This window comes from Bradyrhizobium sp. BRP22 (genome assembly GCF_020194175.1).
In the GTDB taxonomy this organism is placed as follows: Bacteria; Pseudomonadota; Alphaproteobacteria; order Rhizobiales; family Xanthobacteraceae; genus Bradyrhizobium.
This window is the reverse complement of sequence record NZ_JADYVX010000003.1, coordinates 253197-265742: the sequence shown is the minus strand read 5'-3', so window position 1 is coordinate 265742 and position 12546 is coordinate 253197. Positions and strand designations below refer to the sequence as shown.

11 protein-coding genes and 3 pseudogenes are annotated in these 12546 nt (G+C 59.1%); 7 read left to right on the top strand and 7 right to left on the bottom strand.

The window, feature by feature from the left end:
* Positions 1–80: 80 nt before the first annotated feature.
* Positions 81–623 carry a DUF1003 domain-containing protein gene (locus tag I6F35_RS05820; protein WP_225116701.1) on the top strand — a complete coding sequence of 181 codons (543 nt, stop codon included), beginning with the start codon at positions 81–83 and terminating at the stop codon, positions 621–623.
* 186 nt (positions 624–809) lie between these two features.
* Here the strand turns inward: I6F35_RS05820 and I6F35_RS05815 are convergent, their stop codons facing one another.
* Both I6F35_RS05815 and I6F35_RS05810 read right to left on the bottom strand, forming a co-directional pair.
* Positions 810–1793 carry a patatin-like phospholipase family protein gene (locus tag I6F35_RS05815; protein ID WP_225116700.1) on the bottom strand — a complete coding sequence of 328 codons (984 nt, stop codon included), beginning with the start codon at positions 1791–1793 and terminating at the stop codon, positions 810–812.
* A gap of 61 nt (positions 1794–1854) precedes the next feature.
* Positions 1855–2283, bottom strand: coding sequence for a hypothetical protein (locus tag I6F35_RS05810; RefSeq protein WP_225116699.1), 429 nt, complete (start codon positions 2281–2283; stop codon positions 1855–1857).
* A gap of 575 nt (positions 2284–2858) precedes the next feature.
* Here I6F35_RS05810 and I6F35_RS05805 point away from each other — a divergent pair.
* The 4 genes and pseudogenes from I6F35_RS05805 to I6F35_RS05790 form a co-directional block, all read left to right on the top strand.
* The gene (locus tag I6F35_RS05805) at positions 2859–3032 is read left to right on the top strand and encodes a DUF2934 domain-containing protein (protein WP_225116698.1); all 174 of its coding nucleotides are present in this window, start codon (positions 2859–2861) and stop codon (positions 3030–3032) included.
* Positions 3033–3221: 189 nt separating this feature from the next.
* Positions 3222–4505, top strand: coding sequence for an SDR family oxidoreductase (locus I6F35_RS05800; protein ID WP_225116697.1), 1284 nt, complete (start codon positions 3222–3224; stop codon positions 4503–4505).
* Positions 4505–4975 carry a DUF2269 domain-containing protein gene (locus I6F35_RS05795; protein WP_225116696.1) on the top strand — a complete coding sequence of 157 codons (471 nt, stop codon included), beginning with the start codon at positions 4505–4507 and terminating at the stop codon, positions 4973–4975. Before I6F35_RS05800 ends, I6F35_RS05795 begins: the two co-directional genes overlap by 1 nt.
* 1 nt (position 4976) lies before the next feature.
* A pseudogene (locus I6F35_RS05790) lies at positions 4977–5131 on the top strand (non-heme manganese-containing catalase); the annotation flags it as partial.
* 142 nt (positions 5132–5273) lie between these two features.
* Here the strand turns inward: I6F35_RS05790 and I6F35_RS05785 are convergent.
* The 3 genes from I6F35_RS05785 to I6F35_RS05775 all read right to left on the bottom strand — a co-directional run bounded on the left by I6F35_RS05785 (position 5274) and on the right by I6F35_RS05775 (position 7653).
* A complete protein-coding gene (locus tag I6F35_RS05785; RefSeq protein ID WP_225116695.1) occupies positions 5274–5477 on the bottom strand; it encodes a hypothetical protein in 204 nt (67 codons plus the stop codon).
* Between the two features lie 64 nt (positions 5478–5541).
* Entirely contained in the window at positions 5542–6435 is an 894-nt protein-coding gene (locus I6F35_RS05780; RefSeq protein WP_225116694.1) for an NAD(P)/FAD-dependent oxidoreductase, read from the bottom strand.
* A 348-nt stretch (positions 6436–6783) separates the two neighbouring features.
* Positions 6784–7653 carry an SIR2 family protein gene (locus I6F35_RS05775; protein ID WP_225116693.1) on the bottom strand — a complete coding sequence of 290 codons (870 nt, stop codon included), beginning with the start codon at positions 7651–7653 and terminating at the stop codon, positions 6784–6786.
* 1667 nt (positions 7654–9320) lie between these two features.
* Between I6F35_RS05775 and I6F35_RS05770 the strand changes: the two genes are divergently transcribed.
* Together I6F35_RS05770 and I6F35_RS05765 are read left to right on the top strand one after the other, a co-directional pair.
* Entirely contained in the window at positions 9321–10268 is a 948-nt protein-coding gene (locus I6F35_RS05770; RefSeq protein ID WP_225116692.1) for a PhnA-like protein, read from the top strand.
* 190 nt (positions 10269–10458) lie between these two features.
* Positions 10459–10925 (top strand): annotated as a pseudogene (locus I6F35_RS05765) (hypothetical protein).
* Positions 10926–11012: 87 nt separating this feature from the next.
* Here I6F35_RS05765 and I6F35_RS05760 read toward each other — a convergent pair.
* Together I6F35_RS05760 and I6F35_RS05750 are read right to left on the bottom strand one after the other, a co-directional pair.
* Positions 11013–11111, bottom strand: a pseudogene (locus tag I6F35_RS05760) (FAD-binding protein); the annotation flags it as partial.
* 491 nt (positions 11112–11602) lie between these two features.
* The gene (locus tag I6F35_RS05750) at positions 11603–12541 is read right to left on the bottom strand and encodes an acetamidase/formamidase family protein (protein WP_225116690.1); all 939 of its coding nucleotides are present in this window, start codon (positions 12539–12541) and stop codon (positions 11603–11605) included.
* Between the last annotated feature and the right edge of the window lie 5 nt (positions 12542–12546).

Here is a 12546-nt window from a genome sequence, read left to right as displayed (position 1 = left end):
TCGTTAGGGACCGGGTTGTTGGCAGCGCGCCGTTCGCTGGCACACTAGGAACGTGCGCAGGGCGGATTAGTTGATATCTAATGACCATTGGCCTTACCTACAAATCACCGCCGCCGGAAGGCATGAGCCCGGTTCTTGAGCGCAACATTCAAGCGCTTGTCGACCGCCGACGACGCGAGGAATCAGCAGCCACAGCTCAACAGAAGCTGGCCGATGCCATCACGGCCTTCACCGGCAGCATGGCGTCCGTGTACCTGCACCTCGCGGTGTTCGGCTTCTGGATCGTCGCAAATTTGCACTGGTTGCCGGGGGTGCCCGCTTGGGATGATACGTTTGTTGCACTTGCGATGGTCGCATCGGTGGAAGCGATATTCCTTTCTACATTCGTGCTGATCTCCCAAAATCGGATGGGAGCGGACGCGGATAAGAGAGCGGATCTTGATCTGCAGATCAGCCTTCTAACTGAACATGAACTCACGAAAGTCGCGGGACTGCTCAATCAGATTGCGGACAGGCTTCAAGTCGCGCCCAAGGCCGAGCGAGAATTAAGCGAGGCCGCCTGTGACATCGCCCCTGAGCGAGTCTTAGATAAGATCGAGGAAACCAAAGAGGAACGCAAATAGCCGTGGCTGGTCGTGCTGCTTCCCAAAGCGGGCACGCGCGACGCCCAATGCAATTTGTGGAAGCCCCGGCCAAAGTCGAACGTCAGACGCCAGGAGACAATGGTCCTGCACGCGCGGCGCAGGTATGGCCGATTCGGAAACCCCCAGTCGATTGGCGACCGCCCTATTCGAAGCGCCGCACCACATTCAACGTACTCTCATGCTTCGCTCTTGTTGCCTCCTCCATGTCGAGCCTCCCGCCTTCCACCTTTGCGCCAGCGCCGTAGCCGAGAGATCGAATGATTTCTCTGGTCCTGGCTCTTCGGCTCCGGGGCGATAGCTCAGCAGTACGACGCGGTCTTTCCACGCTTCCGGTGCGCGGCCTGCCAGCTGCCCTCGAAGCTGCCGCGCCTCGACAAGATACTTCAGCCTAAGCAAGGTCTGATTGCCAAACAGCAGATCGTTCTTGCGTTCCAGCGAAGCCTCGAGGGATGCCGGACACGGCCCGTCTCGCGCGTAAAGGTCGATCACGTAGAGAATCATGTCGCCCTGCACGTCCTCCTCCAACATAGGGTCAAATGGCGCATTCATCGAAAGCCCACCATCTCCCAATAGGCGCCCACCCAACTCGACCGCTGCAAATTCCGGTAGAAACCCGCAACTCGCGAGCAGATGATCCATCTCGAGCTTTTCGCGAATGGAATCGAAAATAACTGGCTCGCCGGTCTCGACATCAGTCGTGGCAACGCAAACCCTCATCGATCCGCCGTTCAGAAGGCCGAAATCAATCAGCTTCGCTAAACGCTCGCGCATCGGCGCAAGATCGTAGAAGCTGCGAAAGCGGAAGGGATCAAGGGAAGGCAGACGTGGATAGAAATGTCCCGCGCTTCCGAGGAGCCTTGTTCCGATCGCCCCGATCCATCCATTGAGATGATTCCACGGATCTCGATTGGCGCGATCGAGAGGCGGATGATTCCAGAAGTCGCGCAGCCGCGCAATCCTGTGATCCACCCGGTTTCCTGCAATCAAGGCAGCGGTGATCGCTCCTGCCGACGAACCACTCACCCAATGCAACACACCGCCGCGCTCCGCGAAAGTCTCATAGGCGCCAGCATGATACGCTGCAAGACCAAGACCGCCGGAGAACACCATTGCGGTCGTTGGTTGCGCCGGATCACTCATCGCCTGCATGGGCGGCTCTCAGTCGCTGAACCCAAATCATCATTGACATTTTCACAAAGTCGAACCGCGGTCAGTCCCAACACGCTAAACTCCTCCAATGCCCATGCCATAAACCACTCGTCGGCTCGCTTCTTTCATGCCTTTCGTCGATACAGTCCTGGAAGCCGTGATCAGCCATGATGGCTATCAAGGTCGAGGCGAGGCGGCATTTCAGAAAGACAAGCCTGGTGGGTCGCGACTGGTTCCATATGCTGGTGCGGTAAGGATCTCGTCGACAGTCGACAGTTAGGAACAGCTCCAGTGCCAGCACGTTGAGCGGCCAAAGAGGAAGCACACCATGACCTTGAATGCCCAACACGATCCCATGACAGATGCACAGCGCGACGAAATCAAACGGCTGTGCCAGGACGCTGACATTCCGGACAAATCCGGCGAACTTCTCACCCACCATGGTGCGCAGGACATAATTGATGATCTGCGCCGGAAGGCTGACCAGCATACGGCGCCCTCAGGCAGGTGAACGTGGCAAGTTTGCCAGCCGAGTGCTTGCTGAAAGCTTTGTGCCAGGGTGTCACACGATACAGATTGCCCTTCCGCGAACGGCGAAGACGGATACCCGCAAGCCGATCCCTACGGTGCGGCAAGACCAGGTCGCGATGATCCTGCATATTACAAAGTTATCGTCGTCAAATTCCTACTCTTCGGATCACCGAAAGCGCGGGACGACAATTGGACGTTGTCGGTGGCGGTACTCCGCTTCAGCTTTCGTCGAACATTTGCGGGACGCCACGCGTCTCCGCGGACTGTTCGTTCCAGCATCGGATCGGCGTGGTTCCGTAGAACCGCCGTAAGCGACAACAGCGTTGTCCAAAGAGCATGGGCGCCGATCTTGCTTTGAGCTCAGCCAGAACTGAGCAAGATCAGCGGTCCGAGTGACGGTTCAGGAACACTCCGCGGTCGTAGGTATTTTCACTCCATGGAGGATGCTACTTCGACCTGAGCGACGGCTATTCGGCAGTGGAGTTCATCGAGGCGTTAGGCAGAAACAGTTCCTCGAGAGGATGCGACAGAGCCATGGCAAATCCGAACGGCGAAAAAATCCGAGCTCGTACCCATCAGCTATGGGAAGAAGCGGGGAAACCGGAAGGCAGGGATGAGGAGTTTCGGCGCCGTGCGGAACTGGAATTGCGGATGGAAGACGAACAATTGGACAAGCTAAAGGAGCCGCCAAACAATCTTCCGGGTTGAAGAGCAGTGCAGCAGATCTTCGCATCTGGCGCGCGAGCGCTCGCGACGATCTACGATTCGGCTCGCTCGGTGCCTGGAGAGCGGAGGGCGGCACGGCGAACTGCAATGCGGGCTTGGCTCCGGAGACCAAGCCTGGCTGTCCGGCGAAGCTACTGAGGTAGAAAGCGACAAACCTGCTGGAAGACCACGATGAGGATCCTGCTCACCGGAGCGACGGGTCTGATTGGATCCGCGGTCGCGACACGTCTCGTACGGGAGGGACATCGGGTGATTGGGGTCGCTCGCCATGCGAGTGGGTCTTTGCCAATAGCTGGATGGGTGACGCTGGATATTGCATCCGTTCGCAAAGCGGAAGATTGGCTGCCAGTTCTCAAAGATATAGACGCGGTGGTGAGTTGCGCGGGAGTCCTGCAGGACAGCGGCCGCGAGGATACGGAAGGTGTTCATGCAACCGGAATTGGCGTGCTGTTCGATGCTTGTGAAAAAAGCGGCGTTCGTCGCGTCATCCATTTTTCCGCGATCGGCGTCGATCGCGCGCAGCCGTCGCGCTTTTCATCGACGAAATACGAGGGCGATCGCCGTTTGATGGCGACTAAGCTCGATTGGGTAATTCTCAGGCCGTCGGTAGTACTTGGTCATCCGGCATTCGGCGCAAGCGCCTTGATCCGCTCACTTGCCAGCCTGCCGTGGCTCCCCATGATGCCTGATACACAGCCCCTTCAGGTGGTGAAGCTTGATGATGTCGTTGATACTGTCTCTTTCTTTCTCGAAAAAAATGCTCCGTCGCGCGTGGCGATCGAGCTCGCCGGCCCCGAAAGGCTGCAGATGGGAGAGATCATTGCTCGATACCGTGGCTGGTATGATCGGCGGCCAGCCCGCTCATTCGTAATGCCGCATTCATTGTCGAAGTTCATCTACTGGCTCGGCGATGTCGCGGGGGCGCTGGGTTGGCGGCCGCCGGTCCGGACCAATGCCGCGCGCGAAATTGCGAGAGGAGCCGTTGGAGACCCGCAGGAGTGGATCTCGATCACCGGGATACGGCCTCGATCGCTTGCGGACGCGCTGGCGGCCGAGTCCGCGACGATCCAAGAGAAATGGTTTGCCCGGCTGTATCTGCTCAAGGCGGTCATCTTTGTTGTTTTGGCCATTTTCTGGGTTGCCACCGGCGTGATTTCATTGACGGTCGGCTACCCCAGCGGCCTGGAACTCATGCGCAGTACGGGTGCGGGTCTGCTCTCCGGCCCGTCGGTCATTGCCGGCGCGCTTGCGGATATCGCCGTCGGCCTATGCATCGCCTGGCGCCCTCTCACCCGGCAGGGACTCTACGGCGCCTTGGCGCTTTCGCTGTTCTACGCTGTTGCAGGCAGCATTCTCCGGCCCGACCTATGGATCGAGCCTCTTGGTCCACTCTTGAAGATCATCCCGATCTTCGTGTTGCACCTGGTCGCGCTGGCGATCATAGATGAAAGATGATGATCTATTTTCTTTTGAAGTATATTCATCTCATTGGGGCGGCTGTATTGCTGGGTACAGGAGCGGGTATCGCGTTCTTCATGCTCCGCGCGCACTTGACCGGAGACCCTGTGATTGTCGCGGCGGTCGCGCGCATTGTCGTTCGCGCTGATTTCTTGTTTACGGCGACAGCCGTGGTGGCCCAACCCTTGACCGGGATCGCCCTCGCGTATGAGGCCGGATATTCGCTGAGCGAGAGCTGGATTGTGCTCTCCATTGTCCTTTATTTCGTGACGGGCGCCTTCTGGCTTCCCGTTGTTTGGATCCAAATGCAGATGCGTAACCTGGCGGCAGCCTCCGCAGCCCAACGAAAGCCACTGCCTGCGCGATATCATAAGCTGTTCTGGACCTGGTTCGCCTTTGGCTTCCCGGCATTCGGCGCGGTGATGGGCATTTTCTGGCTGATGATACAGCGCCCTTCGATCTGGTAGCGGCACGAAGGAATTGGGTCATCTCGAGATCGTGGCGGTCTCGCCCGTGTGCATCTCAAGCCGACGAAGTTCGATCGCGAGAAGGCGGAGGCCTATTCGTCGATCGCGATTGCGGGCTGCGGAGGTGTCAATCTGTTCGATTCGCAAGGAAATCCCTAGACGGCGGACTACTGAAGATCACCGGTGAATGGACGTCGATGGACCGCCCGCCGAGCCTTACGGTCTGGGTGTCTGGATAGGCCTGCGTCCAGTCACCGGTATCGACATCCCTCTGATCGCGAAACACTTCGACCCGCGCCTATTTGCCCGCGTCGGCGGGACGGTTGTTTGAGCCGGTCATCACGCTTGGTGCCTTGTTCGGATCGGATGGCGTGGAACTGTCCTTGCCGTTATAGAACAATGCGGCGCCAACGATCGCCAGCACGAAGCAAGCCCCGACGATCCACGCCGTCGGGCTTCGCTGTCTATCGTTCGGCGGGCCGTTGTCATTGGGATAGGTCATCTCGCTCTCCGTGATCGAAGGAAAGCCGGAAGAGGCGGCACCGTTCCTAATTCAGGCGCGGCGGCTACACATACTTCGGTGGCAGCATATTGTGGATGTGGCATGCCGCGACGGCCGCGTGACCCAACGCGACCGATATCTGGTGAAGGTCACTGACGACGTCGCCAATTCCGTACAGTCCACTGACCGTAGTCTGCTGCTTCTGGTCCACGATCACAAACCCTTCCGCCGTATGATTCGCGCCCACCGCAAGTGACAGGCCGGATCGGACTTCACTGCCCATCGCGGGATAGACAACATCGAACTCAGCGGAGGAGCCATCGATCAGCCGGGTCCCTATTCGGCGATCGACTTTTTCAAGTCGAGCGAGCGGAGCGGTTGTTTGCACAGCCATCTCGGTCAGCTTCGCCGCCAGCCCATCGTCACGTGCGTGATCGGTCGGAACGAGAACCACATCAGCGGTGAAAGTGCGAAGGAAAAGCGTCTTGCTTGCCGCGTGCTTGAGCGGGCCGATCACTCCTATCCGTTTCCCCCGCGCCTCAAACGCATCACATATCGGACAATATCGCAGCAGGCCCTCCTCGACCGCGCTCGTCCAATCGTTCATGGGAGGCTGCCGATCAACAATGCCGGTCGCGAGCACAACTCTTGAGGATCCAATGTTCGTGCGCCCGACCGTCGCGGAAAAGCCGCGACTGTCTCGCACAAGCGTCTCAACAGTGCCTTCGACCAGCCGAACGCCCAGCTCTGCAACCTGCTCCCTCATGCGCGCCAGCAATTCGGCGCCGGAAATTCCGCTCGCGAACGCTGGAAAATTGTGGCTTCGCGGAATTAGTGCCGCCCGGGACGCGCCGGCGTCGACCACCAGAACTTTTCGTTGGAATCTCGCAAGGTAGATCGCAGCCATGAGACCCGCCGGGCCAGCACCGATAATCAGCACATCAACATCTTCGTGCATCTGCGACCAACCTGCTCCCGCGAAGGACATTCTGACGGACCGGGGGCGGCCGGCCATTCTGGGTAACGACGCTACGCCCGAGCCGTTGCCAACCGCGTGAAGTAAACATCCGAAAGAGGTCTTTATAAGCGGAACGAACCCAAACCCGTTTGACAACGAGCCCGCCGGGAGCTCGCGTGACATCATCGAGCGCGAACTGAGACGGGAGCGGGCCGCCGGCCGCACAGATCATCTGCCAGGAGCGAGCGTCAGTGGCCCGCAAGGAGGAGCGGCCGATTGCGCGCGCGACGAAAGACAAAAGGAAGGCTGGAGGCAACTGATCGCGCTCGCTCATATGCCGGCGGCCACCTATGAAACGTCCTGCATAGACGATATCCTGGCTTGGATGTCCGACAAGAATCCGACCAGCGCATTTTCGACCCGCTCACCGTTCTCCGCCGTCAACACCGTGATGCCCCAGCGTGCAAGGATCGCGTCTTGGACGGCATTTTGCGACGGCATGAATACAAAAGAGCGGGGCCGATCCGCACGGTGTCCCGAGTCCTCCCACGTTTGCCAGATGCGGTGCAGCAATAGGCGGATATTGGGATCCGACATGCTGTATCCGATGAACAGGATGGTACGACTCAGTGCATCCGCGCGAAAGCGGATGTCGAGCGGAGAGTCGAACGAAAGCCGGTTGAGGAAATCCGTCTCGGTGAGAACGAGAGAGGAATCGTCATCGAAATCGCCATGGTACTTTATTACGTGCGTGACACCTTGACGCGCACTGGCAATTTCCTTTGCATTGCTGATTTTTGCGTAGGACTTGCCGTGGATGTCGAAGGCGGTCTCAAGATTTCGATCATAGTTCGTGGTGTAGATGACCGGGAAATCAAGCTCCACGATCAGCTTGTGGAGGCGGGAATCGGCCACCCGGTCTGACGCCACCTTCCAGTTGCGATCGAGCCAGCTCCGCAATGGACCGATGCCCCCGTGCTTCAAACGATAGTACTCAGCCAGCATGGGATAACCGTCATTCATGCCATCGATCACATCGCGATCGATCTTCAGGTCATCCAGCAGATGATCGATAAGGGTCTGCCAGGACGGCAGCCCGACGGCCATAGAGGCGTCGGCGCCTACAAAAAGCACTGCGTGGCGTTGCCGAATAGCAGCCGCAAGTATTTCCCTCGGCGACCGCGCCTGCATTTCCGCATCCGCTTGTGTGACCTTCATGCCCGATCAACGGACGACGCATGCTCGGGTTCCTACTAAGAGCTAGGCGTCGATCACGCCGGTCTGCAGCTCGGATCCGCAATTGCCGGGATCCCAGCATATCTTAGCTCTTGTTGTTGCCGGCAGGTCGCATTTGCCGGACCGCTGCCCGACGCGCGAGAGGCCGCTAGTGCGAAAACCTATTGATCATTTTGACCGCATCGACGCCCGTCAAATCGACGTTTAACTATTTGCTGCCACTTAGCGCAGGTTAGAGCGGGCCAACGCTCACTGTGCATGCTTGATTGGCGACCCTCGGGCTTGCCGCGCTCTAGGAGGTCGCCCTCCGTGCCTCCTTGGGAGAGACCGTGCGCTCTTGATGCGCCACTTCACCCCGTGCCAACGTACAAGTGGATGCATCGGGGGCGCATCGGCGATTATACCGTCGCCTCTGGCGCCGCGGTTGGCGGCCGACACGAGCGACCAGGGATCGACGTTCAGCTTTCGATGGAAGAGCGTCACAAGCGTGTCGGCAATCATCTCGAGAATTAAGCGATCTAAACGTCAATATTTCCCGGATCGGCTTAACGGCGGAGCATCCGCTCGAGCCGGAGAGCTGGCTAGTACGATTCGCCGACGAAAAAGCTTTGAACGATAATATCAATCCGGCAGATTTTGCGCTCCCGGACCGCTTTCACCAATCCGGCGGCACCATTTGATGGGTCTCCTGGTCCGTTTCCTGGAGCGCCCTCGGCGCCTATAACGCCTATCTGATGTGCGGACACGCGCGATCGTGAATTGGGATAACGAGCCTTCGATGCTTAACCTTCCCGACAGCATTAACTGGCAGGGGAGGACGCTATGGTGCAGCACTCTTCGGCGGTAGCTGCCGCTCTTTTCGCTTTTGGCGTGATTGGCTGGGTTCTCATAGTAGAGCGCCCTCGAGATAGCTCGGTACGGCTAGAACCGTCCCATTCCTTGAGTGCGGATCCTGATCTGCGGTTGATATCTGAACGCAGCGAATACATGCGGACCGAACGGTGACTAACCGGCGCGCGGTCTCTTCTATACGACGCCATGTAGCTTCCGATGAGCCGACGGGCGCTGCCATTCATCCAGTCGACCCAGCCGGCGGACGGCCGATTTTAGGCCGCTTGGCTCGACGATGGGTCTCTACGCTCCATTAGGAACTAAGAGCCAGGCTGTTCGGTTGAGTGCCGCGTATATTCGTGCGGGAGGTGACGATAGACCAAGAGTTCGCGAGGCACATGGTCGCCGATCATCAAAAGGACATCGCCGAATACAAAAAAGCAGCTAAGCAATCCGATGCGGCCGGGTAATACGCCAAAGCTCAACTTCCGGTGCTGCAGGAGCACCTTGATGCGGCGAAATCTCTGAGTTCGAAGAAGATGTCGGGTCGATAGAGTTGCCACGATCGACTATTTGCTTTGGGCATCGAACTCTCTTCGAACCTCTGCCGAGCCAAACGCCCTGTTAGGTTGGCGTGCGCCAGGTGATGGGGTTTGGGTCGGCACTCGCTCCCTGAATGCGACTCGTGGGCGGTTCGGAATTGGAAATGGAAACGGAGCTGCCTGTGTCAGGTGGACGCAGGAGCGAGCTCGCGAGCATAGGAACATCGTTGGAAAGAGGAGGTTACAGACCCAAGTTCTTTTTAGAAGGCACTCAAAATGGCTTATTCCCCGGAAGCGGGTCGTCCAGGCGACCACCGAAATCCTCCCCAGGCGAGTGCAGTCGCTCCCGCCGACGAGGTCCGCACCATAATGCTGAATGAGATATCCTGGGGTGCCGTCTTCGCTGGCGCCACGATCGCTCTCGTGATGCAGATGATCCTCAACATGATTGGAATCGGCGTAGGGCTCTCGACCGTCGACGTCGCGGCGGGAGATACTCCGAGCGCCGGATCACTTTCCATTGGAGCCGGTATCTGGTGGGTTATCTCCGGAATAGTTGCCGCTGCAATTGGAGGCTACATCGCTGGGCGGCTTTCAGGAAAGGCATCTCACACGACAACCGCGTATCACGGTTTGATCGCATGGGCAGTTTCCACCCTCATCGTCGTGTACCTGCTCTCGTCGGCAGCCTCGGGTCTGATTGGCGGCGCCCTGAGCACGGCATCGTCAGCACTTGGCGGAGCCGGTAAAGCCGTCGGCGGGTCCGTTCAAACTGCGGTCCAGACCGCAGCGCCTTCTTTAAACACCATGAGCGATCCGATGGCGGCCATCGAGAGCAAGGTTCGCAGTGCCTCAGGCGGCCAGGATCCCGCGGCACTTCGAGACGCCGCAGCAGCAGCAGTTCGTGCGGCGCTCTCAGGAGACCCCACACAACAGGCCGCTGCGACGGATAAGGCTGCTGACGCTCTGGCTAAGGCGCAGAATATTTCTGTCGATCAGGCCAAAACTCAGGTTGCTCAGTACCAACAGCAGTACAGAGAATTGATTGCTAAGACCAAACTACAAGCTCAGCAAGCGGCGGATACCACGGCCAAGACGGTGTCGCGCGGTGCGCTATTCGGTGCTCTGGCTCTTCTGCTTGGTGCTCTGGCCGCGTTTTTTGCTGGCCAGGTCAGTGCAGTGACGCCGACGGTGACGCGTGGACCAGTACGGTCCTTCACTTGAATATGTGGAGAAGACTGTCTAGCCCACATTAGGAGGCGCCCCGGTGGGGACCGCCTAGCCAGGCGGGAGATCAGGGCCGGGCTGATCCGCCCGGGGCCAATTGCGGTCGTTGAGTCAGCGTGAACCGATGATAGAAGCACCGTTCCTAAGCTCGTCCTCTCACGACCTGTTCTCCGTCCGATCATGTGCAATGGCCCCGAAACACCAACCTCCGCCGCTATCCGGCGGCGACCGGAGAGCGCTGGCGAAGGAGCTCACGAAGGCCCGAGCGATGACCAAGATTCTCGCGGAGCGCGGCGCTGAAAAGCGCTCTGCCGGCGAGGCGCTGATCCGGGAGGTGGACAGCCTTGTCTGCCGGAGCTGGAACGAACGGATGTGGAGGCCTGATCGATCCCTCTCGGACGATCGATCAGGCCGTCAATGACGGTACGGCTGGCTGGAATAAAATGCTCCCGCTGCAAGACGCCGCACAGCGTCGATCTCGCCGCCCTGCCGCACGTCGCCTCCACTGCCATCGCTGATCTCGCCAGCCGGCTGCGATGCCGACATTGCGCCAATCGATTTCATCCTTCAGCGACACGGCGTATCGAAGCTCCATCTGTTGGGCTGGTCGTAGGGGACCGTGATTATGGGCGCTTGCGCGGCCGACCACAATGACAAGGTCGACCGCCTTGTGCTCTGCGCCGACGTGGCTCAGGGTCTCACCGCCACCGCAAACAGCGTCTCCGCCCTTAGAAGCTTATTGGGTGCACCATCTGCCCTCAGCACGCGTGCCCACTCGTCGACAACCAATCCCGTCGCGCATCCAATATCCGCCGGATACAGACGCAGAGCGTAAAAGGGTGGGCTCGCAATTGGGCCCGAGTGCCTCCGTTCCGGTCTTCAATCGGGCCGGCCTCGTCGTGGCAGCGCTCAATGCAAGCACAAGCAGTGCACGCGCGAGCAGAGAAAGATTAGCAGAAGAATTTGTCTTCAAATTGAAGGCGATGGCGGGCGAGCTTTCGCCCAGGCTCCCCTAACGACGCATGTTGGCCGTGCAATCGCCAGGACCGGCATCGCTCGGCAGGTCGGACGGCGCACGACCTCCGGTCGAGCGCGAAGGCGAACATCGCACAATCAGGCCGCCATCAAGTGAGCGAAAGCGATCGCAGCAATTCGTGGCTCCGCATAAGAGTCGTGGCGCCGCGTGGCGGGCAAACCCCTTGGGGTTGTTCTTTGGCGATCAGGCGTCCGATTTGCCCGCCACAATATCCAAATCTAGGACAAGCGCGATGTATCACCTCTGGCTGCATTGCATGAGCGGCCGGTTCGCCGGATTGCTTATCCGTTGGCTCTTAGAGATACGCCTTCGGCAGCAGCATGTGAATGCCTTTATTGCCGTCGACGAGTTGCGTGACGCGCAGATTGCCGACCAATGAGCATAGCATGTAGGCTTGGTTGCGCGACAGGTTGGTACGGTCGCAGACGTGCTTGACCATCTCGCGAACCGCCTGCTTGGCAGCGTCGTCGAGATCTTCGTCGAGACCGATCGACATCAGGTGCGTGGCGCTTTCGGCGAACGGCCAGGTCAGGTCCATGTCTTTGCGAACCGTCAGCCTGAAAGTGCCGGTAACGCCGGTCTCCAGCGCGGTGATGCAGACTTCTCCATCGCCCTGCACGCCGTGGCCGTCGCCGGCGAAGAACAACGCGCCTTCATTGAACACCGGCAGATACAAGGTCGTGCCGGCGCGCAGTTCCTTGTTATCCATGTTGCCCCCAAAGACGCGCGGCACCGGCGATCCGCAGCGGCCCCACGCCGGCGGCGGCGCGGTGGCGATGATACCGAAGAACGGATCGAGCGGGATCTCCGTTCCCCACGGCATGATGCAGACATTGCGGTCGTGATCGACCTTAGGATGAATGGTTTCATACTCGGTGAACTCGTCCGGCAACGTACCGAGCAATGGCAGGATCGACACAAATCCCCAATCCTGGCGCACTTTGACGCTGAGGATGTCGACCTGCAGCACGTCGCCGGGCTTGGCGCCTTTCACGTGCACCGGGCCGGTGATGAAATGCGGGCCCGGCCCTTGTAGCATGGTATCGAGCGCGTTCAGATAGTCCGCTGGCACGATGCTGCGGTCTTCCGGCAGCGTTTCCTTGCCCCCAGCCGGAAACGAATGCAACGTCACGGTATCGCCAGAGGCGACCTCGAGCACTGGCGGCGTGGTACTGTCGAGATAGCCCCACACCATGTTCTCGGGCGTCGCTGGAATTTCGTGGCGGCGGGACATCGCAT